This is a genomic window from Aquimarina callyspongiae, from assembly GCF_034322225.1.
Classification (GTDB): Bacteria; Bacteroidota; Bacteroidia; order Flavobacteriales; family Flavobacteriaceae; genus Aquimarina.
Genome location: NZ_JAXLPA010000005.1, coordinates 395,616 through 421,083 on the forward strand (window position 1 = coordinate 395,616; position 25,468 = coordinate 421,083).

At 32.8% G+C, this 25,468-nt stretch carries 18 protein-coding genes; 7 read left to right on the top strand and 11 right to left on the bottom strand.

Going from position 1 to position 25,468, the window contains the following annotated elements; translation table 11 throughout:
• Positions 1 to 351 precede the first annotated feature (351 nt).
• The gene (locus U0D62_RS21270; RefSeq protein WP_322289371.1) at positions 352 to 1,176 is read left to right on the top strand and encodes a hypothetical protein; all 825 of its coding nucleotides are present in this window, start codon (positions 352 to 354) and stop codon (positions 1,174 to 1,176) included.
• Positions 1,177 to 1,191: 15 nt separating this feature from the next.
• On the opposite strand, the gene U0D62_RS21275 is transcribed toward U0D62_RS21270, so the two are convergent.
• Positions 1,192 to 1,887 (bottom strand): response regulator transcription factor, encoded by a 696-nt coding sequence (locus U0D62_RS21275; RefSeq protein WP_322289372.1) that lies wholly within the window; start codon positions 1,885 to 1,887, stop codon positions 1,192 to 1,194.
• Between the two features lie 238 nt (positions 1,888 to 2,125).
• On the opposite strand from U0D62_RS21275, the gene U0D62_RS21280 reads away from it, so the two are divergent.
• The 5 genes from U0D62_RS21280 (at position 2,126) to U0D62_RS21300 (ending at position 8,768) form a co-directional block, all read left to right on the top strand.
• Positions 2,126 to 3,451, top strand: coding sequence for an alginate export family protein (locus U0D62_RS21280; RefSeq protein ID WP_322289373.1), 1,326 nt, complete (start codon positions 2,126 to 2,128; stop codon positions 3,449 to 3,451).
• 163 nt (positions 3,452 to 3,614) lie between these two features.
• A complete protein-coding gene (gene nirB / locus U0D62_RS21285; protein ID WP_322289374.1) occupies positions 3,615 to 6,131 on the top strand; it encodes a nitrite reductase large subunit NirB in 2,517 nt (838 codons plus the stop codon).
• Positions 6,132 to 6,232: 101 nt separating this feature from the next.
• Complete coding sequence (gene nirD, locus U0D62_RS21290) at positions 6,233 to 6,610, top strand: nitrite reductase small subunit NirD (protein WP_322289375.1); 378 nt, start codon at positions 6,233 to 6,235, stop codon at positions 6,608 to 6,610.
• A gap of 78 nt (positions 6,611 to 6,688) precedes the next feature.
• Positions 6,689 to 7,273: a DUF4202 domain-containing protein gene (locus U0D62_RS21295; protein WP_322289376.1), complete on the top strand. Its 585-nt coding sequence runs from the start codon at positions 6,689 to 6,691 to the stop codon at positions 7,271 to 7,273.
• Between the two features lie 10 nt (positions 7,274 to 7,283).
• Complete coding sequence (locus U0D62_RS21300) at positions 7,284 to 8,768, top strand: PAS domain-containing sensor histidine kinase (protein WP_322289377.1); 1,485 nt, start codon at positions 7,284 to 7,286, stop codon at positions 8,766 to 8,768.
• Between the two features lie 8 nt (positions 8,769 to 8,776).
• Here the strand turns inward: U0D62_RS21300 and U0D62_RS21305 are convergent, their stop codons facing one another.
• The 10 genes from U0D62_RS21305 to U0D62_RS21350 form a co-directional block, all read right to left on the bottom strand.
• A complete protein-coding gene (locus U0D62_RS21305; RefSeq protein WP_322289378.1) occupies positions 8,777 to 9,646 on the bottom strand; it encodes a BadF/BadG/BcrA/BcrD ATPase family protein in 870 nt (289 codons plus the stop codon).
• Between the two features lie 125 nt (positions 9,647 to 9,771).
• A complete protein-coding gene (gene gap / locus U0D62_RS21310; protein ID WP_322289379.1) occupies positions 9,772 to 10,773 on the bottom strand; it encodes a type I glyceraldehyde-3-phosphate dehydrogenase in 1,002 nt (333 codons plus the stop codon).
• A gap of 42 nt (positions 10,774 to 10,815) precedes the next feature.
• Positions 10,816 to 11,802 carry a 6-phosphofructokinase gene (gene pfkA, locus U0D62_RS21315; RefSeq protein ID WP_322289380.1) on the bottom strand — a complete coding sequence of 329 codons (987 nt, stop codon included), beginning with the start codon at positions 11,800 to 11,802 and terminating at the stop codon, positions 10,816 to 10,818.
• 310 nt (positions 11,803 to 12,112) lie between these two features.
• On the bottom strand, positions 12,113 to 12,844 hold the full coding sequence (locus tag U0D62_RS21320; RefSeq protein ID WP_322289381.1) for a T9SS type A sorting domain-containing protein: 732 nt from the start codon (positions 12,842 to 12,844) through the stop codon (positions 12,113 to 12,115).
• A gap of 242 nt (positions 12,845 to 13,086) precedes the next feature.
• The gene (locus U0D62_RS21325) at positions 13,087 to 14,475 is read right to left on the bottom strand and encodes an alpha-amylase family glycosyl hydrolase (RefSeq protein ID WP_322289382.1); all 1,389 of its coding nucleotides are present in this window, start codon (positions 14,473 to 14,475) and stop codon (positions 13,087 to 13,089) included.
• An 18-nt stretch (positions 14,476 to 14,493) separates the two neighbouring features.
• Positions 14,494 to 16,350 (bottom strand): glycoside hydrolase family 13 protein, encoded by a 1,857-nt coding sequence (locus U0D62_RS21330; RefSeq protein WP_322289383.1) that lies wholly within the window; start codon positions 16,348 to 16,350, stop codon positions 14,494 to 14,496.
• Positions 16,351 to 16,513: 163 nt separating this feature from the next.
• On the bottom strand, positions 16,514 to 18,820 hold the full coding sequence (locus tag U0D62_RS21335; protein WP_322289384.1) for a glycoside hydrolase family 65 protein: 2,307 nt from the start codon (positions 18,818 to 18,820) through the stop codon (positions 16,514 to 16,516).
• 70 nt (positions 18,821 to 18,890) lie between these two features.
• The gene (pgmB, locus tag U0D62_RS21340) at positions 18,891 to 19,562 is read right to left on the bottom strand and encodes a beta-phosphoglucomutase (protein WP_322289385.1); all 672 of its coding nucleotides are present in this window, start codon (positions 19,560 to 19,562) and stop codon (positions 18,891 to 18,893) included.
• A 106-nt stretch (positions 19,563 to 19,668) separates the two neighbouring features.
• The gene (locus U0D62_RS21345; protein WP_322289386.1) at positions 19,669 to 21,045 is read right to left on the bottom strand and encodes an MFS transporter; all 1,377 of its coding nucleotides are present in this window, start codon (positions 21,043 to 21,045) and stop codon (positions 19,669 to 19,671) included.
• A gap of 127 nt (positions 21,046 to 21,172) precedes the next feature.
• Entirely contained in the window at positions 21,173 to 22,198 is a 1,026-nt protein-coding gene (locus tag U0D62_RS21350) for a LacI family DNA-binding transcriptional regulator (protein WP_322289387.1), read from the bottom strand.
• 305 nt (positions 22,199 to 22,503) lie between these two features.
• Between U0D62_RS21350 and U0D62_RS21355 the strand changes: the two genes are divergently transcribed.
• Positions 22,504 to 25,458, top strand: a complete 2,955-nt coding sequence (locus tag U0D62_RS21355; protein WP_322289388.1) for a SusC/RagA family TonB-linked outer membrane protein — start codon at positions 22,504 to 22,506, stop codon at positions 25,456 to 25,458.
• Positions 25,459 to 25,468: the final 10 nt, after the last annotated feature.

Here is a 25,468-nt window from a genome sequence, read left to right on the forward strand (position 1 = left end):
TAAAATCTTATCCAAAACTAAGTATAATTACTTATTTTTAATTTTTAAAAACTAAAAAAATACGTATTGCTAGTGTTAATTATATAGTACAAAATTATCCCTATCCGAAATTAAAAATTTAATAATTTAAGCTTAAAAAACTATCAATAATCAAAATACAAATCGTAGCTTAAAAATTTACAATTACCATAAACAAAGGCCTAACCTTACTTTTACTAAGTGAATACATGACACCTAAATGATACAAACCTCTAAATCAGGTCAAAAGGAGTATTTAAGAAACATAATCCTTTGGATATTTTTATGAAATAAGTATATTTACTTATTAACAACAATTAAATTCATCTTTCCATGAAATTAAAAATTACCGTTGTAATGGTAATATTGTTATCGCTAATTGTTATCAAATCTTATAGCCAATCCAAAAACTACGGTTCTATTAGTTATACTAAAGCCATGGATATTTCTGGAAAACAAAGGACATTATCTCAAAAAATGTCTAAAGCATATATACTAATTACAAAAGGGATTAATAATCGTGAAATCAAGAGAGAACTTGAGTATAGTAGAGCTGCTTTTCAGAGAGATTTAGATATTTTAAAAAAAAATGCTTCGAGTGCTGTCCTAAAACTAAACATTAAAAACATTGAAAAAATCTGGAATAAATTCAAAAAGTTAGCGGATATAAACTCTGATTATAACAACTCACTTGAAGTTATGGAATTAAATACCGATTTATTGAAAGCTTGTGATGAGTTAACTTTAAGTATCCAACAAAGCTCTAATTATAATACTCAGTTTTTTCAGAATAAAAATCAAGATTTAGTAGAAACTATTAATACAATAAGCAAGCAACGAATGTTATCTCAACGATTATGTCTGTATTATATAGTTTATAATATGTTTCCAGATAAACAGGAAGAACATTTAAGAATACTCAATCAAACATTTAATGAATTTAATAATACCTCTAGTAATTTGTTGAAATATGAAAACACTTCTAAAGAAATTAGAAAAGAAATAAATATTGTTAAATCTCAGTGGAAAAAGTTTCAAATAAATCAAAGAGGTTTTATAAATCATGAATTTGCATTACAAGAAGTTATAAAAACTACAAACTCAATTACAGAAAGTTACAATAAAATCACTAAGATTTATTTAGGAATGACTAAATAACTATATAACAACTACCTATGAAATTAATTTATATTCTCGGGCTTTATTACTCAATTCCAATACATTTTTAACACCCATTTTTTTCATTAAATTAAATCTGTGCACCTCAATTGTACGTTTACTTATATTTAATTGAGCGGCTATGTCCTTATTTGTCATCCCAGAAACCGCCATATGTAGTATTTGATTCTCTCTTTTAGTTAATTCAAAAGGGTTTTCTACAGAAGTAACGGAGACTTTACTCCAGGTTTTTGACGGAGTATTTGAAGAAGTATTATATACCAAATCTTTTTCTGCCCTTATTTTCTCTACCAAAACAGAAGAAACATCTCCACTAAAATATTTCTCTCCTCTGCTCACCATAGATAAAGCTTTTAAAAACTCATCTTTACCTGCATCTTTAAGCAGATATCCATCAGCTCCTGCTTTTACAGACTGTAAAATATATTCATCAGAATCATGCATTGACAGCATAATTGTTCTAGCGGGTACATCTAATGAAGTAATTTGTTGTACCGCTTCTATTCCTGTCATCTCTGGCATATTAATATCACAAACTACAACATCTGGCATTAAAGATTTAGTCAATCTTATGGCTTCTGCACCATTTGAAGCTTCTCCTATTACTTCGTATTGTTCTTCTTCTTCTAATATAGCGCGAATACCATCCCTAACCATAAAATGGTCATCTACCAATATGATCTTAATCATGGGTTTGACTTTAGTGTTTAAGACGTTGATACATCTAATTTTTCCTTACTTAACAAAGATATGAATATTTCAAAAACACCTTTATAAATTTAATAATTCAAAAATTGTTAATACGTATTTTTATCTAATTTATATTACAAAAATACGTATAAATACTTATTTTTGTACACACAATAATTAGAAAAAAGTGAACGTCTTACAATTATTCACATATTATATTGGCTAAAAAAAACTCTACATGAAAAACAAACTAAATCTCACCGCCATATTGATTTTTTTTATTATAGTTTTTAAAAGTAAAGCTCAAGAATTAAGTATTGATGCAGATATACGGCCTCGATTAGAGTATTCACATGGTTTCGGAAATCTCATTCCTTCTGATACAGATGCTGGAATATTTGTACAGCAACGATCCAGGTTAAAGTTTATTTATAAAACCGATAAGTTTTCATCACATATTAGTGTACAGGATGTTAGTGTATGGGGTGATACTCCACAAATCTCTGCAATAGATGGAAATAATAGTTTTTCACTTGCCCAAGCTTGGATAAACTTAACACTTGGCAAAGGATGGTCAACCAAGCTAGGTAGACAGGTTCTTTCATATGATGATCAAAGAATTCTGGGAGGTCTAGATTGGGCCATGCAAGGTAGATTTCATGATGCAGCTTTGATCCAATATAAAAATCAAAATAATTTACAATTTGACGTTGGGTTTGCATTTAATCAAAATGGAATAAGTAGACAAACCACACTATTTGACCCTAATAATGATAGTAACGCAAGAGCAGTATTTGATTATAAAGGAATGATCTATACCTGGATACATAAGGATTGGCAAAAAATTTCGGGAAGTCTTCTTTTTGTAAACAATTCTTATCAGAATCTGGATCCTACTGATGGAGAAACTCCAATAGATGGTACGATACATCGACAAACTTTTGGTACTCACATAAAAGTTAAACCAAATAATGATTTTAGCTTGCAAATAAATATATATGGACAAACTGGAGATTTTACAGAAAATATAAACTTATCTGCTTACAACGCTTTACTGGAAATAATATACAAACCACGAAATACCATTTTTGCTATTGGGGGAGAGATTTTAAGCGGCGATAATAATGGCGGTAGTGACGGAAAAATAGAATCCTTCTTCCCAATCTTTGGCACAAATCATAAATTTAACGGATATATGGATTACTTCTATGTAGGGAATCATGCTAATAATGTAGGGCTTCAGGACATATATGCTAAAGCAATAATTAAAACAGGAAAACAATCAAATTTATTAGCTAAAGCTCATTATTTTAATGCAGCAGAGAATATTACCGGAACCAGTGATAAATATCTTGGCACAGAATTAGATCTTGTATTTACTCAACAAATATTACCATATGCTACCTTAAAACTTGGATATTCTCATATGTTTGAAGGAGATAATATGCAAATTCTTAAGGGAGTAACCAATCCAAGTGGTATACAAAATTGGGGATGGGCAATGCTTGTAGTACAACCCAATTTTCTTAAATGGAATCCGACAAAAACCGTTAATACACCATAAACCTATACCTGAAACAAAAAAGTCATAAAATACAAAAGAATGACTTTCATAATTTTCCTATTGTATTATTTACAAATTCGCAGTTTCCTCCGTTCATAATTACGTAATCTTTATATAAAAAATACGTATTTATACTTAATTTTGGTTTTTAAATACGTAATTCATGAAAAAGGTAATAATTATAGGAAACGGAATGGTAGGTTATAAATTTTGTGAAAAATTTACTGCCTCAAAAAAATTCAAAGAATATAAACTTATCGTTTTTGGAGAAGAACCAAGAAGAGCTTACGATCGAGTTCACCTAAGTGAGTTCTATACTGGAAAAACAGCAGACGATTTAAGTATGTCTACTGTAGATTGGTATAAAGAAAATAATATCGATTTACATATTTCTGAAATGATCACAAAAATCAATCGAAAAGAAAAAACAGTATTTAATCACAGAGGCGACAAATACTATTATGATTATCTCATTATTGCTACTGGTTCTTCAGCATTTGTACCTCCCATTTCCGGAGTCGGAAAAGAGGGTGTTTTTGTATATAGAACTATTGAGGATCTCCAAGCCATAGCCAGTTATGCAAACAAATTAAAAACTGAAGGAAAGATGCAATCTGCTGTGCTAGGCGGTGGATTATTAGGGCTCGAAGCAGCCAATGCCGTTAAAGAACTAGGATTAAAAACACATGTGATAGAATTCGCTTCTAGATTGATGCCTAGACAACTAGATAAAGGTGGTAGCAATATGCTTCAGTCTAAAATTGAAGATTTAGGAATAAATGTTCATTTAAATAAACAAACTCAGCTAATACAAGGAAATAAAAGTATTGAAGGTCTGCAATATGTTGATGGTACAGAGTTAAAAATAGATATGCTCGTTATCTCTGCTGGTATTCGTCCGCGAGATGAAGTCGCAAAAGAGTGCGGACTTGATATTGGATCGCGTGGTGGTATCGTTGTAGACAATACAATGAAAACTTCTGACAATAATATTTATGCGATAGGAGAAGTTGCTTTGTATAACAATATGATCTATGGATTAGTTGCTCCTGGATATGATATGGCAGAGATAGCAGTTTCACAAATAACGGGTTATAGTGATAAAACTATGGTAGAGCATATAGATATGTCTACCCAATTAAAGCTCATAGGAACCGAAGTTGCTAGTTTTGGAGATGCTCTGTATGAAGAAAATAATGCAGATACCATTGTTTATGAAAATAAACGAAATGGTATTTATAAACGAATTAATATTTCTAAAGACGGTTCCAAGTTACTAGGAGGCATTTTAGTAGGTGATTCTTCAGATTACAACACACTTTTTCAAATTTACAACACATCAATGGCACTCCCTGAGAATCCTGAAGATCTAATTTTAGGTAATCGTGGCGAAAGTAATGATTCTCTTTTAGGAGATATTATGGATTTACCTGATGATGCTCAAATTTGTTCCTGTGAAAATGTAAATAAGAGTACCATTTGTGGATCGATACAAGATACTTCTTGTAAAAATCTAGATGACGTAATATCCAGTACCAAAGCAGGAACAGGATGTGGCGGTTGCAAACCTATGGTTAACGATTTGGTTAATGCCACTTTAAAATCCATGGGTAAAGAAATAAGAGACACCATTTGTGAACATTTTAATTACAACCGACGAGAACTCTATGACATTATTAAGTTAAAAAACTATCGTAAGTATGATGAAGTATTAGATCATCACGGTACAGGAAATGGTTGTGAAACCTGTAAACCTGTTATTGCCTCTATTATGGGTAGTATTTATGCTGATACTGCAAATGAGGAAGAAGTAATACAGGATTCTAATGATCGTTTTCTCGCCAATATCCAACGTAACGGAACATACTCTGTTGTTCCTCGAATTCCAGGTGGAGAGATCACACCAGATAAGCTAATTGTTTTAGGCAAAGTAGGAAAAAAATATGACTTATACACCAAAATCACAGGAGGTCAGCGAGTTGATTTTTTTGGAGCTCGATTAGATCAATTACCTAAAATATGGAAAGATCTTATTGATCACGGTTTTGAGAGTGGTCATGCTTACGGCAAATCGTTAAGGACAGTTAAAAGTTGTGTAGGGTCAACCTGGTGCCGTTATGGAATGGATGAAAGCGTAAGTTTTGCTATTGCTCTAGAAGAACGTTATAAAGGGCTTCGTTCGCCTCATAAACTAAAAGGAGGTGTTTCTGGTTGTATCCGTGAATGTGCAGAAGCTAGATGCAAGGATTTTGGAGTTATTGCAGTAGAAGGAGGTTGGAATCTCTATGTATGTGGTAATGGTGGTGCAAATCCAAAACATGCAGAATTATTAGCAGAGCAGATAGACAACAAAACTGTTATCAAATATCTGGATAGATTTCTAATGTTTTACATCAGAACAGCAGCTCCATTAGAAAGAACCGCTAAATGGTTAGACAAGCTCGAAGGAGGAGTTGGTTATCTTAAAGAAGTGGTAATCCAGGACAAATTAAAGCTTGCCGAAGATTTAGAGCTACAAATGGCAACACTAGTTGATACCTTTCAATGTGAGTGGACCCAAGCCATACAAGATGAAGAAATCATGAAACGGTTCAATCACTTTGTAAACAGTAATGAAACCGATGATAATTTGGTATTTGTACCTCTAAGAGATCAAAAAATGCCAGAACATTGGAAATAAAAATTTATAGTTTTTAGTACGTCTCTTTTAATCTACATCAGACATAAAAACTGTAAGAATAAGTAATTGCTTATATCAAAAACCTGAAACCTTAAAAAATTATGGAAGAAATATTAGATATATATAAAAACACCTCTATAGAAAATGTAAAAATATGGTTTGAAGTTGCCAAAGTAAGTGATTTCCCAAAAAATGGCGGCGCCTGTATAAAATATAAAAAGAAGCAGATAGCAGTTTTTAATTTTGAAAGAAAGAATACCTGGTACGCATGTCAAAATGTATGTCCTCATAAAATGGAAATGGTATTAAGCAGAGGTATGATCGGTGATCAAAATGGAATACCAAAAGTAGCCTGTCCTATGCATAAAAAAACATTCTCTTTAGAGAATGGAGAAAACCTTAATGGTGACCTTGCTTCTATTGCTACATACCCGGTTAAGATTAAAAATAATATTGTATATATCGGCTTTACAGAATAGTTCTTTCTATTCTTAATAATGATATACATCTAACGTCAAAAAATCATAACTTTGTAAGTATAATAATACAATGTATTTATGCCTACCGATAAATTAACAGAAGCCTATAATCTATTTGATAAAGCCAATACCAAAGATCCTAATAAAGAAAGAGTAAACGATCAATTAATAGCAAAAGAACTTATTTATGGGCAAAGAATGACAGAAACTCTCGAGGAGTTTAATCCAACTGCCTCTGAAGCTTTAAAATTAGCGGCAAGATCACAACATATTTGTCGTTGGGAGATCCCACGTAATAGTTATGCAATGGATCGAGTGGGGTATTTAAAATGGAGAGAAGATTTAAAAAAGTTTCATGCAACTAAAGCTTCAGATATTCTTAAAAGCATAGGGTATGAAACCGAAGTAATAGACCGGGTTTCTTTTTTACTTCAAAAGAAAAAATTAAAAAAAGATGATGACACTCAAACACTTGAGGATGTGATTTGTTTAGTATTTCTTAATTTTTATTATGAAGACTTTTTGCAAAAACATTCCGAAGATAAAATCATTGCTATTTTACAAAAAACCTGGAGAAAAATGTCTGAAAAAGGACACGAAGCTGCTTTAAAACTTTCGTATTCTGAAAAAGCATTAGGTTTAATACAGCAGGCTTTAGCATAATCTTATTGAATTGAAAAAAAAGAATTCTTTAGATCAACATATCTTTAATCGTTTTAGTAAAACGCATAGCATTACTTTAGGTATTGTTATAGTGCTTATTCTCAGTGGTCATTTTTATATACAACAACAACTAAATTCTGTTCTTGAGAATAAGCTCTTTATTACTCAAGAAGTCTCATTTTCAGAACAAACAGAAGTTTTATTTTTAGAATATAAAAAAGAAACGGTTCAAAAAATTGAGCATCTTAAAAAAATAGAATACCTTTTAAATATTCTTGTTATTTCAATCCTAATTTTAGAACTCTTTCTGTTGTTCAGACCAATAACTTCAAAAATTAAAAGATATACTTCTACTGTTCTGTCCTCTCAGAAAAAAGCTGAAGAGATAGCTTCTAAAGAGCAAGATTTAAGAATATTACAAGAACAAAATATACACGAATTAGTATCTCTCACTAAAGCAATTGATCAAACCTTATTATACGCACGAGTTAATGAATTTGGAGTAATTAAAAGTTTAGGAGAACAATTTGCTAAACTGTTGAGCATAGAAAATAAACCTGAGAGAAAAAACATAACCGATCTTTTACATTTAGGAGAAATTCAAAAAACCAGACTTCTAGACCTAATCAATCAAAATAAAGGAGGAGTTTATCACGAAGAATTCAAGGTAAATATTATTGAAAACCAAAATACGTGGTTAGATATTTCAATACTCCCGGTATTTAAAGAATCCGGAGATACAGAAAGATTGTTGCTATGCACAGATATTTCTAAACGAAAAGAAGCTCAGAATGAAGTTGAACGATTAAATGCTGAACAATATAAAAGAAAGGAAGAACTTCAAAAATCTAATGCAAGTCTTATTGTTGAAGCTCAGGAAGAAGAACGAAAACGAATCGCAAAAGAGATACATGATAGCATTGGACAAATGTTAACCGCACTCAAATTTAATATTGAATCCATTAATCTAAATAATATTGATAAGGCTACTCAAAAAATAGAAGGGCTTAAAAAACTATCCAAAGACCTTATTCAAGGAGTTCGGATGGCTACTTTTAACCTTACTCCTCCAGAATTGCAAGATTATGGAATATCAATAGCACTTCAAAAGCTGGCAAAAGAACTATCTAAACTCACAGGTAAGAATATACTTTTTGAAAACATTTCTGGTTTTGAACAACGTTTTGAGTCTCTGGTAGAAACTAATCTTTATCGCGTTACACAAGAAGCTGTTAATAACGCTGTAAAATATGCAAAATCAGAATATATTATGGTTTCGGTAAATCATTCTGATGATCTCTTAAGTATTACTATTAATGACAACGGAAAAGGGTTTGACATTACAAGCATACCTTCTACTCCTTTAAACAAAGCAGAAGGAGGAATGGGTTTGTTCTTTATGAAAGAACGTATGAATTATATAAACGGAAGAATATTTATAAATTCAACTCCTGGTGAAGGAACTCGGGTAACCCTTAACTACAAAATTTCTTAAAAAGATTTTTATACCTTATCTGACTTCTTTTTGATCACTTCATTACGATAATAATCAATAATCCCATCTATAGGTCTTCTTACAATATTTCCTACGGTTAGATTATATGGCCAAACAGCAGCTTTTATAATGTCTTCACTAAAGTGGGCTATCGATCCTATAAAATGAATCGGTACATTTTGCGCTTCTGGAAAACATAATACTCTGTTTTCTACAAACTCTTGAATACCCTCAGTAACAACCTTATAAAAATACCCATTACGCTCACTGGTAAAAATAAATTCTGCAAATGTTGCTAAATAGGTATTTGGGTTTTCTCTTTTGTAAAGGTTCTCTTTTATAGAATCAGAAGATAGATCAAAACGTTTCTCAAAATCTGATGCTACTTCTGGAGGCATTCTTTTATAATAATAATCACGTATTAATCTTTTCCCAAAATAGTTACCGCTAGCTTCATCCATAAGAATATATCCCAAAGAATCTACAACCATATGAATATCATCACCATCAAAATAACAACTATTTGATCCGGTACCCAAAATACAGACAATACCTGGCTCTGTAGTGGCAGCATAAACCGCAGCCACCATATCTTCTTTAACTACAATATTGGCATTAACAAAATAATCCTCAAAAACCTTTTTAAGCATGGCAGCAGGTTTTTTTGTACCACATCCTGCACCATAAAAATGTACATTTTCAATCTTTGTACGAAATGAATCCAGTTCGGGATTTTTACGGATTCTTTCTTCTAACAGAGATTTGCCAAACACAGCGGGATTTAAACCCTCTGTACGAGTTTTAAAGACGATTTCTCCTGAATCATCAAGAAGAATCCAATCGCATTTAGTAGAACCGCCGTCAGCTAATAAAATCATTTGTAAATTTATTTGTAGTTACCAAAAGAGAAATTAATCGATCGTATACTATGTCTCCTCGAGCCTGCTCTTTTCATACACCTGAGCAGACTCAATTAACATTAGACGATATATCTATTTTATTATTATAAATTACCTACGTGAGTGGATAAATCAACTAATTTAGTCGAATATCCATATTCATTATCGTACCAGGATACAAGTTTAAAGAAATTCTCATTAAGTGCAATCCCTGCGTTAGCATCAAATACAGAAGTATGTGATTCTCCAACAAAATCCTGAGATACTACATCTTCGTCTGTATATGCTAAGATTCCTTTTAACTCATTTTCTGAGGCTTTTTTCACAACTGCTTTAAGATCATCATAAGTTACTGATTTTTTAGTCTTTACAGTAAGATCTACTACAGAAACATCTGCCGTTGGTACTCTAAATGCCATTCCGGTTAATTTTCCTTTTAGTTCAGGAATTACTTTTGTAACAGCTACGGCAGCTCCTGTTGTAGAAGGTATAATGTTATTTAAGGCACTACGTCCTAATCTGTAATTTTTTCTAGAAGGAGTATCAACAGTAGCTTGTGTTGCGGTAGAAGCATGTACTGTAGTCATTAAACCTTCATCGATACCAAAGTTATCATCAATAACTTTAGCCAAAGGTGCTAAACAGTTAGTTGTACAAGATGCATTAGATACGATTGTATCAGAAGCTTTTACATCATTATGATTTACTCCCATTACAAACATTGGAGCATCTTTAGAAGGTGCAGAAATTACTACCTTTTTTGCTCCTGCTTTTAAGTGTGCATCAGCAGAGTCTAAAGTGGTAAAGATTCCTGTACAATCCATTACTACATCTACTCCTGCAGCATCCCATTTAAGGTCTTCTGGGTTACGTTCTGCGGTTATACGAATTTCATTTCCGTTTACTACAAGGTTTCCGTTTTTAACTTCAATCGTTCCATCAAATCTTCCGTGTACAGAATCATATTCTAATAAATAAGCTAAATGGTCTACATCTAATAAATCATTGATCGCTACAATCTCTACATTATCGCGTTTAGAAGCAATTCTAAAAGCAATTCTTCCTATTCTTCCGAAACCGTTAATTCCGATTTTCAACATACTCATATTTAATAATTTAGTTGTTTATGGTTTTATAAAATGTGGTTACTAAACCGAAGTGATATCGGCTACTTTTATTAATCCGTCATGTTTAAGTAATCTTTTATCTAGTGCGTCTTTAAGAGGAACAATTGTTACGACTTTATGAACAATACCTATCATAACTTCACTTTTTCCTTCTAGTAATGCTTCTACAGCTCCTACTCCAAGTTTACTTGCTAATACTCTATCATAGCAGCTTGGAGCTCCTCCTCTTTGAATATGTCCCAGTACAGAAACTCTTACTTCATAATCATCCAGGTTTTCTTCAACATATTCTCCTAGTTCAAAAATATTTTTACCTGATTTATCTCCTTCGGCTACTACTATAATACTTGAGGTTTTTCCCGTCTTTTTACTCTTTTTAAGAGAATCAATCAATCTTTCTACTCCCATATTCTCTTCGGGAATCAAGATTTCTTCTGCTCCTGCTCCAATACCAGCATTAAGCGCAATATCTCCTGCATCGCGACCCATTACTTCTATCAAAAACAAGCGATTATGTGAACTTGCCGTATCCCTGATCTTATCAATAGCTTCTACAACAGTATTTAATGCGGTATCATATCCGATAGTATAATCAGTACCATTTATATCATTATCTATGGTTCCAGGAATTCCTACAACTGGAAAATTAAACTCTTCTGATAATTTAAGCGCTCCGGTAAAGCTTCCATCTCCTCCTATTACAACTAAAGCATCAATATTATTTTTGATTAAACTCTCGTGTGCTTTTTGTCTTCCTTCTAGAGTTCTGAATTTTTTAGAGCGGGCAGATTTAAGAAATGTTCCTCCTTTATTAATAATATTACGAACCGAACGAGCGTTGAGTTCTTCGACTTCATTATTAATTAGTCCTTCATAACCTTTATAAACACCAAAGCATTTTATTTCATAATAACTACAAGCTCGAACGACTGCTCTAATCGCAGCATTCATACCAGGAGCGTCTCCTCCTGAAGTAAGTACAGCTATATTTTTAACTTTTTTTGTCATCGAAGCCAAATCTATCGTTAATGGCCTTAATAACCTAATTTGCCAAAAAACTAAAACGTTTTCGGTTAATAAATTCAGTATTTCCTCACAAAAAAGAAGTTATTTTAACACATTTTTCAAGAATTGCGTTAAGAAAAAAATGATATCACAAAGAAACTATTCCTGAAACCTGTCTATAAAAACTTGATTTAAAATAAAAGAACGACATATTAAAATATGCCGTTCTTTTATAAAAATTAACACCCTCTATTGATACAAATCGTTTTGACTTATAACAATCCCATAGAAAATGTTATTAATAATATTCTACCTATTTGATAAACCTTTTAGTAGTAATTTTACCCTTGTCATCATAAATTTTAATAAAATAACTTCCTTGTCGTAAATTCTGGATATCTATTGAATTTGTTTTAGAAACACCTATTAATTTAGAATTCAAGTCATAGATTTCTGTTTTTTTTATGGAACCAGAATATTGGATAACAATCTTGTCCTTACCAGGATTTGGAAATAGTACGGGTTCTTGTGATTCTATTTGTTGCTCAGTTGGATTTATTTTATTTACTTCTGCTCCATTGGGTCCTGAGAATATTTGACTTACTACACCAAGTTGTTCGTTTGTAGGATTACAATCGGTCATTTCTATTCCTGTCCATCTAATAACCCACTCTCTGTCTTTTGCTGTACTAGCTCTTAACGGATTAGGAAAATTTAGAGATCCTACTGTAGGTAAATCTGACGGCGCATCTGTCCATCTTAAATATACCCTGAAACCTGTTGGTGTTATATTATATAAGGAAGGAGCTCCAGAGATGTACCAATGATACCCCTTGTTCCCAACTGATTCTAATGTTACTAAATAATGAGGTGTTGTTTTGAATCCACAAGATTTTGTGTCAACATCAACATAAATACCGGTTGTGTTATAATCTACCCAATCATTTGGAGAAGTAACTCCTTGACCTATTTTAACTTGTGCATTAAGAATAATCAAATTAAAGGCAATAAAAAAAAGAGATAATAAAGTTTTAAGAGAATTCATTGTGTAAAGTTTTAAAATAAATTAGTGTTTTTAGGTTGTTGATTTAGCTAAATCTATATGCAATCTAAATTACTAAAAAACCTTATCCTTCATATGTGGATGAACCACAAAATAAAGGGAAATTTCCCCTTTGTTATTTCCGTTAATGCTATATCAAATTGACGGCAATAAATAACTTACTGTGATGATATAAAAAACGACCTGTAATAACAGGTCGTTTAATCAGTACAAATTACTTTATATTATTCTTTGATCAGAATCTTATACTGCCAAGGTTTAAATTGTAATTCTTTATCAGGTGATCCTTCAATCGTTTCTTCTGAAAGATAGTCTTTGAATTTTCCTGTAAACGTTACTTTAAAGGTAATTGGTGTTTTATTCATATTTGCTATAAAGACCACTTTCTTTTCTTCTTTTTCTCTTACAAAAGCTAACACCTTATCATCTTGTGATGTTTTAAGACGTGTGTAGGAAGCAGCATTTTTTCCACCGTGTAACGCAGGGTTTGTATTTTTAAGTTCTCCTAGTTTTTTATAAAGAGGGAAAAATTTTCTTTTCTTTTTAATTATAGTATCTTTTTCAAAAAACAATAATCGTTTATCCATATCATATTCTTGTCCAGAATAGATTAATGGCATCCCAGGAGCAACGTAAGAAAGCGCCGCAAACATTTCTCCCGAATCTCCCATACGTTCTTTTACAGTTCCATTCCAGGAATTTTCATCGTGATTAGAAGTGAAATTCATTAAAATATCATCTGCAGCATACATAGAGTCTATTTGTGCCATTCTTTTATCCCACTCTTCAACATTAGCTTTTCCTTGAGCAATATCATTCATTTTATGATGAGTATCCCAACCATACCCCATATCAAATGCATTTTTCATTAATTCTGGTTCCCATCCTTCTGCCAGCATAAATACTGGCTTGATTTTTTTAAGTTCTGCAACTGTATTATCCCAAAAATCAACTGGTACCATTCCTGCTACATCACATCTGAATCCATCTACACCTTCTTCTTTAATCCAGTAGATCATATCATTTTTCATTTGTTCTCGCATTTCTACATTATCATAGTTAAGGTCTGCAACATCAGTCCAGTCTGTTCCTACTGTATGTGTAATATTACCATCTTTATCTTTAGTATAGTAATCAGGATGATCTTTCAACCAGGTATGATCCCATCCTGTATGATTTGCAACCCAATCAAGTATAACATAAATCCCATTATCATGAGCTGTCTTTACTAATTCTCTAAAATCCTCAATGGTTCCAAATTCTGGATTTACTTTTGTGTAATCTGATATTGCATAATAACTCCCAAGAGACCCTTTGCTTTTAGTTATGGATATTGGGTATATAGGCATAATCCAAAGTATTTTAACTCCTAATTCCTTCAATACAGGGATATCCTTAGTAAAAGCTTTAAAAGAACCTTCTTCTGAATATTGGCGAATATTAGCTTCATAAATCACAGCGTTCTCCATCATTTCAGCATTGACTGTCAATAAAGTCTCTGCATCTTTTTCTACAACTTCGGTATCAGTTTTTGCAATTGTTTCTTCTTTTTTTGCTTTTGCACAGGATAATATTAATCCTGCTATCATAAAGCTTAAGATGATTTTTTTCATTTATATTATATTAATGGGTTATTTTAATTCTAGAATCATAGAAGTCTTAGACTTCAGTATAAAAGGTTCTGTAATATCAATGTTAGTATCTGTAATAATATCAGTTCCTAGTTTATGGTTTTTAATACCTTCTTTGAAACGATCCACATCTATTTTCTGATCCTTGGTATTATTATTTATTAAAACCATAACGCTTTTTTCTTTGGTATACCTGAAATACACATAGACATTATCAAAAGGGATGAATTGTAGTAATTTTCCTGTATGAATTGCCTGAGCATCTTTTCTCCAGTTAAGTACTTTTTTAGTAAAGGCATGATATGCTTCCTGATCATTGGTTCTACCGTTCTGTGAATCACTATTCACAAATGCATTTTGAGTATCTTGTTTCCACCCTCCTGGAAAATCTCTTCTGATATCTCCATCTCCTTTTTGATCGCGATTACCAAGCATCCCTATTTCATCACCATAATAGATTTGAGGAATACCTCTGGTTGTTAGTATTAATGTCATCGCCATTTTATATTTATTAATATCGCTTTGGTAAATTTCATTAATGCGGTTGGTATCGTGATTTCCCGGAAACAAAAGGATGTTATTTATATCTGGGTATAAAAAATCATTGGTAAAGTTATCATATGCTTTGATCATACCTTTATTCCATGAATCTTCATCTTCATTAAATATAACGGTGATTGCATCGTGTAATGTAAAATCCATTACAGATGGTAAATAGGAGTTATATCCATCAATCGCTCCTATTTTACTATCTTTTTGCCAGTAAGCCATTTGCGCCTGATCATGCATCCAAACCTCTCCTACTATATTAAAATTGGGGTACTCATCCATAATGGATTTGGTCCATTTGGCTATTCCTTCTTTATCATTATATGAATAGGTATCAACTCTTAAACCATCTAAGTCTGCATATTCTATCCACCATATTGCGTTTTGAATAATATAATTAAGTAATAATGGGTTACTTTGATTCATATCTGGCATGGTAGTATCAAACCATCCATCCATACACCCTTTACTATCTATTGCTGAAGCATTGTTATCAAATTGTGTAGTCATACGATAATTACTTCTTCTAAATCCTTCTGGCCACTGATGAATCCATTGTTTAGTAGGTAAATCTTTAATCATCCAATGTTTAGAACCCCAATGATTTGTAACATAATCCATGATAAGTTTCATGTCACGTTTATGCATTTCTGTTGCTAAACGTTTATAATCTTCATTAGTACCAAATCTTGGATCTATTTTATACATATCGCTTTGCGCATATGTATGATATGAATATGTTGGCTCATTATCCTCTAATAAAGGAGTGCTCCATAAAGCCGTTGCGCCCAAATCATCCAGATAGTCTAAATGTTCAATTACTCCCTCTATATCACCTCCATGTCTACCTCCAGGGTTAGAACGATCTGCTTTTTCCACCGTATCAGGGTGTGAATCATTCTTAGAGTTTCCATTAGCAAAACGATCTGGCATTATTAAATAGATAACATCACTACTGTCAAAACCTTTGCGTTGAGCAGAGTTTTCTTTTCTTGGCTTAAGCTCATACGGCTGAGAAAACACAATCTTATTGTTTTCTTTAAAATTAATTGAAACCTTTCCTGCTTTTACATCTTTAGTAATTACAGTAATAAAAAGATAGTTTGGGTTTTCGGTTTTTATAATATCACTAACTTCAATCCCTTCTATTTCTACATCATATTTTGCAATGTCTTTACCATAACACATCAATTGTAGTTCATTATGCTGCATTCCGCTCCACCAAAATGGAGGCTCTATTTTTTCAACCTGTGCATGTGCAACAGCAATAAAGCACCAGGCTAGCAGAACTATTAGTTTACTTTTCATGTATTTGTTTTTTATTATTCTAGAAGTGTTAAAAATCCATAAGAGGATTCTTTTCTTGTACATTTCTGATCCAGATATTAAAACCTATAATCAGAATTGGAATAACTATCCCAGAAATATACTTTTCTGAGATAGTTTCTCTTTTAATCAATACTGTTATAAATTATATATTGATTAAACTATTTGGAGAGATCGTAAATTCTTTTCCGTCAACATAAATGACTAATTCCTGATTTCCTTCAAGATTGAAAGAAGTGCCTTCTTGTGATACCTTTACTTTTAAGATTTGGTTTCTAAAATTCACATTAAAGGTATACCCTTTCCATTCTTTAGGAATTTTGGGAGTAAAAGATAAGGTGTCATTTTTAATTCTTAGGCCTCCAAATCCTTCGACAATACTCATCCAAGTACCAGCCATACTGGTAATATGCAATCCTTCTTCTACTTCTTTATTATAATCATCAAGATCTAATCGGGATGTTCTCAAGTAGAAAGTATATGCCTGATCCATTCTATCCAAAGTTGCTGCCTGTATACTATGCACGCAAGGAGAAAGTGAGGATTCATGAACGGTAAAAGGTTCATAAAAATCAAAATGTCGAGCCAATTCTTCTTTTGTAAATTGATCTTCAAACATATAGAACCCTTGCAATGTATCTGCCTGTTTTATATACGGCGATCGCAAGATTCTATCCCAACTCCACTTTTGATTAATCGGTCGTTGTGATTTATCAAGATCGCTAACCGTTATTAACTCCTTATCCAAGAAACCGTCTTGTTGAAGGTATACCTGATGTTTTTCTGAATACGGAAAATACATTTTATCAGCCACCTCTAGCATCGCATTGATTTCTGACTGATTCAAATTTGTTTTTTCTAGTATTCTGTTATAATCACTTTGATATTCGGTTTTAACTTTTGTAATACTTTCAACACAATATTCTATACACCATTTTGCCAGATAATTCGTGTACCAATTGTTATTAATGTTATTTTCATATTCATTGGGTCCAGTGACTCCAAGAATAACATATTTTTCTTTATCTGTTGAAAACGTAGCTCTCTGATGCCAGAAACGAGCTATTGCTATCATTACTTCTAATCCTTTTTCTGGGATATAACTATAATCCCCTGTATATCTTACATAATTATATATTGCAAATGTCATTGCTCCATTACGATGGATTTCTTCAAAAGTGATCTCCCATTCGTTATGGCATTCTTCTCCATTCATGGTTACCATTGGATACAAAGCTGCTCCATTGGTAAAACCTAGTTTTTCTGCATTTTCTATGGCCTTTTCCAGATGATTATATCGATATGTCAAAAGATTTCTGGCAACTAGTTGATCTTTTGTTGCCATATAGAAAGGAATGCAATATGCCTCTGTATCCCAATAAGTGCTTCCTCCATACTTTTCTCCTGTAAATCCCTTAGGTCCAATATTTAATCTGGCATCTTTACCTAAATAAGTTTGATTTAATTGAAAAATATTAAATCGTATTCCTTGTTGTGCTTTTACATCTCCTTCGATAGTAATATCTGCCATTTCCCATATCTTGGACCATCCTTGTCTTTGTAAATCCAATAACGCATCAAAACCTGATTCTGAAGCTTGTTTCAGTACAGTAGCACTGGCAGAAGATAAATCTTCTTCTTTATGATTAAGTGAAACGGTATATCCTCCATATTTACAAACTTGAGCAGTACTTCCTTTTGATACTTTTAGCGTATACCTAAGTCCAACCCGATTTTTATTAGTTTCTTCCAATGGATGTTCTTCTTGTAATTGTCCATCTAGGTATATTTGGTTTAACATTCCGGTACAAGCGTGAAACTCGGTTTTCATGGTTTTTGAACATATATATGCACCATTACCCTTATGAGCTACCTCATAAGTATCCCAAAACTTGTCATCCCAATTGGTATCTTCATTAGTTATTCCTGAATCCAGATATGGAGTAAAGTCGATCTCTGCATCCTGATTTATTGGACTTACTTCATATTTAATAGCTCCTACCTCATCCAAATCAATACTTAGAAAACGTGTAGACTTAACAATTACCTCAGTTTTGTTTTGTAAGACCGCTTTAAAAGAACGTTGATACCAACCTTCTTTCATATTTAACTCTCTACGAAAATCAGTAACCAATCTACATTTATAAAGATCTAGTTTTTCGCCATTAATTACTACGTCTATTCCAATCCAATTTGGAGCATTAAGTACTTTTGCAAAATACTCTGGATATCCATTTTTCCACCAACCTACTCTAGTCTTATCTGGATAATATACTCCTGCAATATAACTCCCTTGAAAAGTAGGTCCAGAATAAGTTTCTTCAAAGTTGGCACGCTGTCCCATTGCTCCATTCCCTATACTAAATAGGCTTTCTGAGGATTTAACTCTTTCTACATCAAATCCTTCTTCAATAATTGACCAGTTATCTGGTTTTATATAATCCTGATTCATTGGTTTCTTTTTTAGTCCACTAAGCAAATACCTGTTTTTACATTCTATGGTAGTAGAACATAAAGTTTGCTTAGATTGTTCTCGTTTTTTTGGTTGTTATTAATTGATTAATAAATTTTTCTGTTATTTCTGTAAAGTCTTTAAAAACATAATCTGCTTCTTTTAAAACTACAGGATCACCTATTCCAATACTGATCATATTAGTTATATTGGCTGCCTGAACTCCGGCTACTGAATCTTCAAATACTATACAATCTTCTGGAGCTACTTTTAGTTTCTGTGCCCCGATCAAAAATACTTCGGGGTCTGGTTTTGCTTTTGACACATCGGTTCCGTCTACGATTACATTAAACTTTTCTAAAAGCTTAACTTTTTGAAGAATTATTCTTGCATTTTTACTGGCAGACCCTAATGCTACGGGTTGTTTATTAGTGATCAAATATTCAAGGATCTTAGGTACATCAGGTAATATCTCTGTAGTATCCATTTTTGAAATATACTCCAGGTATTCTTCATTCTTTTCCTTCATTAACCTTGTAAACTCTTCTTCAGATATAGTTTTATTTCCCCATTCTAATATTTTTTCTAAGGATCGTACTCGACTAACCCCTTTTAATTGCTCATTTTGTTCTGAAGAAAAAGAAATCCCCAATCCATTGGCCAGGTTTTGCCAAGCCAGAAAATGATATTTTGCGGTATCCACAATAACACCATCTAAGTCAAATATGAATGCTTTTTTCATCTGTTTATATTTACTGTTTTAGTGGTCAGATAGAATTTTTGACGATTAAAACAATCACTATCTATTTTGTTTATTTAAAGATTTTTAAATCGTGTCGGTTTTATTATTAAGCTTCTTTTGGATTATAACTTATTGCATCTTTATTGGTAATGAACAAGTTACACAGTCCAGCTATTAATAAACTTATACCTGCCACTACCATTGCATTAATCGTTTCATCTCCAATAAGTTTATAGGCAAAATTGACTCCACCTATTGCCGCTATAATTTGAGGGATCACAATAAACATGTTGAATATTCCCATAATGACTCCCATTTTTTTGGGGTCAACAGAACTGGATAGCATCGCATAAGGCATTGATAAAATACTACCCCAAGCAAAACCGATTAATGAGAATGATAAAATTAACCAGGTGGGAGAAGGAATAAAATACATAGAGATAAAACCTATTCCTCCCATCATTAATGACCCTAAGTGTACTAGTTTTCTATTGATTCTTCTTCTTGATGTGTAAAAAGTGAGAATCAGGGCAAATGCCATAGAAGATAACCCATAAACTCCCATATATCTTCCTACGTCATTTGATGATTTTTGAAAAGCTGTATTGGCTACTTCAAATGCTTTTGCCGATTCTGGAGTATTCATATCATATTCTGATTGAATTGGAACCGGTGTTTTAAAAACATGTTCTGTTAAGGCTGGATTTGCCAAACTCCACATCGTAAAAAAAGCAAACCAGCTAAAAAACTGAATCAAACCTAATTTTTTCATAGTAAGTGGCATACTTCCTATATTATTAAGAATATCAGGGATGAATTGATTTTTCTTCTTTTTCTCTCTTTCAAACTCTTCCATATCTTCAGGTGGGTATTCTGAAGTAGTAAATACGGTATATAGAATACTGGCAAGAAAAACAAAACCTCCAATTGCAAAGGCCACTTTAACCGACATAGGAACCACTCCTGTTGCTGCAGAATCGCTCACTCCCATTTGAGAAACCATCCAAGGCAAATTACTGGCTACCCAGGTACCGATACCTATAATTAAGGTTTGTGTTACAAACCCATAAGAACGTTGAGAATCTGGTAACTTATCTGCTACTAAGGCTCTAAATGGTTCCATGGATATATTAATGGAAGCATCGAGAATCCATAAAAATCCTGCTGCCACCCATAGTGTTGGAGAATGAGGCACTAGAAATAATGCGATAGAACTAAGTATCGCTCCTATTAAGAAATAAGGCCTACGTCTTCCCCATTTTGGACTCCAGGTTCTATCACTGAGATATCCTATAATAGGTTGAACCAACAAACCTGTTAAGGGGGCAGCAATCCATAACAAAGGGATCGCATCTTTATCCGCACCTAACGTTTGAAATATTCTGGACATGAATCCGCCCTGCAAAGCAAAGCCGAACTGTATTCCCAAGAAACCGAAACTCATGTTCCAAATCTCCCAGAAACCTAATTTGCGCTTGTTCATCAAGTAAAAGTTTTAGTATTACTATGATAAGCGTCAACTTATCAAAACTTATGTTAGTAGAAAGTGAAAATATAAGTTCTGATAGGGGTCAAATATATTATATATTTTTAAATAAATGAGATTACTCCTAATTTTTTTTTGTTGATTGCCTTTGTATCAAGCTAGTATCTATGATAACTGTTTTATACTCTTCTGTTACATCATCTTCAACCTCTAACTTATCGATAAGAAGCTTAGCCGCTCGCACTCCCATCTCTTCTCCATGTTGACTTACAGTTGTTAAACTGGGTATAAAATGTTTTGAAAGAATCCCATCTGTAAATCCAATAATCGAAACATCATCTGGAACTCCTTTACCCTGTTCTTTCAATACCTTAGCGGCAGTTACAGCAAATAATTCGTTAACCGCAAAAATTGCATCGATATCTTTATTTTTAAGAAAATCAGCTATTTCTGATTCACAATTATCAACATCTTCAATCTTAAGAATATATTCTTCTTTTTCAGGAACATCATAGGCTCTTAAAGCCCTGAGGTATCCATTTGTTCTAAGTTTACCTACACTAATATAATCTACTGTAGTAAGGATTGCAATTTTTTTACAGCCCAAAGTCAGAAGGTGATTCGTAGCCGTTTGAGCTCCTTTTATATCATCTATAATTACTTTATCACAAACCACCTCATCAATAATCCTGTCAAAAAGAACTACAGGCATTCCCTGACTCATTGTTTCCTGGATATGATGATAATCTTTTTTGAGTTGAGTTTCTTTGGCAACTGATAAGATAAACCCGTCAGCACTCCCACTAGCCAGCATTTCTAAATTAATTACTTCTTTATCAAAAGAGTTATTTGAGGAACAAATAATCACATTATATCCTTTCTCATTAGCTACCTTCTCTACTCCACCAATAACTGTTGTAAAAAAGTGATGTACAATCTCTGGGATAATAACGCCAATCGTTTTGGTCTTCCTGTTCTTAAGGCTTAATGCAATATTGTTTGGCTTATAGTTATACAGTTTAGCAAAGGCTTTTACTTTTTGTCGGGTATCTAAACTAATCTCTACACTATCTTTTAATGCTTTTGATACCGTAGAAATGGAAACATCTAGTTCTTTTGCGATTTGTTTTAATGTAACTTTTTGTTTCATCTCTTCTTTGGGATTGTGTTTTTGTTTATTAGATGAAATTAACCATAAAATTCTTTAAAGCACTATAAAGAATTGTTATAGCTCATTTCATTCTCCTGAAATTTTTATTAAACCTCAAATTTTAGCACGAAAATATGCGATATGATCATATTTATACTTAAAATTTTAACAGAATTTTAAAAGTTATCCACACGCAAACGTTTGCGTAAAGCTACGGCTGTACCGTAACTAAGATTTTTATATACATTGGCTTTCAGAAAGTGAAAATATAAGGCTAAAAACAATTAAAAACTAATAAATTTTATATGAAAACATTTACTAAAAGCACATTGTTTTTCCTGTGGTTGATTCCGATGAGCTTTTTTGCACAGTCGACTGTCAGTGGTACAGTGACTGATGCTGGAAATGGTCAACCGATTCCCGGTGTGAACATTGTTGTTAAGGGAACAACAAATGGAACTACGACGGATTTTGACGGATTATATTCTTTGGCTAATGTAGGAAACGGAGATATTCTTGTGTTTTCTTATATCGGTTTTATAACCAAAGAAGTTACATATTCTGGTCAAACCCCAATAGATGTTATCCTAGATGAAGACGCAGCAGAACTTGAACAAGTAGTACTTATTGGTTACGGTTCTGCCCGTAAGAAAGATTTAACTGGATCTGTAAGCACAGTTACTTCTGAAGATTTTAATAAAGGAAACATTGTTTCTCCAGAAAACCTATTAAATGGTCGTGTAGCTGGTGTTACAATAAATGCTGGTGGTGCTCCCGGTTCTGGTGCGGCAATCAGAATTCGTGGAGGTGGATCTCTTGCGGCATCCAATGACCCTCTTATTGTAATTGATGGATTACCTGTGAGTAATAACGTAGTAGGTGGATCTCAATCCATTCTTTCTTCGATAAACCCAAATAATATAAAATCATTTACTGTTCTTAAAGATGCTTCGGCTTCTGCAATTTATGGTAACAGAGCATCTGCTGGTGTTATTATTATTGAAACTATTAAAGGAAGTAAAGGGTTAAAAGTTGATTATAATTTTCAATCAGGACTATACACAATTCCTAATGAAGTAGATATATTTTCTGCAAATGATTTTAGAAATTTGGTAACTCAACAAGCCCTTGTAAATCCAAATATCAATCCTTCTTTATTAGGAACAGCCAATACTGACTGGCAAAACGAAATATACAGAAATGCTGTATCTACCGATAATAATATTTCTGTAAGAGGTTCTTTGTTTGATGTTTTACCGGTACGTCTTTCTGTAGGTCACTTAGATCAAGATGGTTTACGATTAACGAGTGGTTTTAAAAGAACTTCTACCTCATTAGTATTGAATCCAACTTTTCTTAATGGCGCACTTAAACTTAATTTAAATGCCAATGCAACTTTTGAAAAAAGAAGATTTGCAGATGGTGTTGAAGGAGCTGCAATCGCATTTGACCCCACTCAACCAGTAAGAGATCCTAATTCTCCGTTTGGAGGTTTTTTTGAATATGATAGCCTCAATGCAGACGGATCTCTAAACAATATCCTAGCTGTAAGCAATCCTGTTGCTTCTCTTTTACAAAGAAACAATCGCAGTACTGTAGATCGTTACTACGGGAATTTTAAAGTAGATTATTCTCTATGGTTTTTACCAGAACTTACTGCCACTGTTAATATTGGTTTTGATGAACAAAACGGAGATGGTTTTAATGAATTATCCCGTGAAAATAGTGGCGGTCAACTGTTAAGTGATGGAACTTTAGATGGTTCAAGAGTAGAATTTACTAGTTATAGAAGAAATACTTTATTTGACTCTTATCTTAATTATAAAAAAGAATTAGGTAACTTAAATCTTGATGTAACTGCAGGATATTCTTATCAAAAATTTAGAGTAGAAGATTTTAATACAGGAGAATTAAGAGGAGATAGCCAATCTAATCAAGCAATTAGAGCATTTGATCCAGATCTGGTATTAGCAGCATTTTTTGGAAGAGCAAATTTTTCATTACAAGACAAATACCTATTAACTCTATCATACAGAAGAGATGGTACTTCAAGATTTAGTGAAGATAATAGATGGGGTAACTTTCCTTCTGCAGCACTAGCCTGGAATATTTCTGAAGAAAACTTTCTATCTGATTCCAGTACTTTAAGTAATTTAAAACTTCGTTTAGGATATGGAGTAACAGGACAAGAAAACATAGGTGCTGGTCAGTTTAATAAACTACCTTACTTAGCTCAGTATCAATTAGGTCAAAATACATCACAATATATATTTGGTAACGCAGCAATTACAGTTGCCAATCCTTCATTAAGAAACGAAGAACTTCAATGGGAAGTTGCTACACAGTACAATATCGGTTTAGATTTTGGATTATTCAGTGATCGTATTAGTGGTTCTGTCGATCTGTATAGAAGAGAAACTGATGATTTATTTATTAGTGGTAGTTTACCGGATGGTGCTAATTTTGGAAACATCGGACCACAAAACCTTGGTGAGCTACTTACTGAAGGTATTGAAGTTAATCTAAATGCTGATGTAATTAGAAACAGAGAATTTACCTGGAATGTAAACTTTAACGCTGCGTTAATTGATCAGGAAGTAGAAAAGCTTGTTGGTGGTGAAGATCAATTAGTAGGACCATCTGTAGGAGGTACTGGAGGTAATATTCAACTTCACAGAGAAGGTTTTGCTCCTTTCTCTTTCCTTGTATTCAAGCAACTTTATGATAACAACGGCGCTCCTATAGAGGGAGCTTATGCTGACCTTAATGGTGATAACATCATTAATAGCGAGGATAGATATATCTATAGAAATCGAGACGCAGATCTTACCATGGGATTCCAGTCTAATATGACGTATAAAGGTTTTGATTTATCCTTTAATTTAAGAGCTAATGTAGGAAACTATGTATTTAATGCTGTAAATGCAGGTGCTACATATAACGCCATTAACAATAACGGAACTTTGTCTAATATCAATACCTCTGTATTGAACACTAACTTTAATGTATTTGGAGATACTTTTCAATCAGATATATATGTTGAAAACGCTTCTTTCTTAAAGATGGATAATATAACTCTTGGATATACATTTAATAAGTTCTTTGGAGATACTTCAACATTCCGTTTATGGACAGGAGTTCAAAATGTATTTACGATCACCGAATATTCAGGTTTAGATCCTGAAATTTTCTCTGGAGTAGATCAAACGATCTTTCCAAGAGCTAGAACATTCTTAATGGGTGCAAACGTAAAATTTTAATTAATAGTTA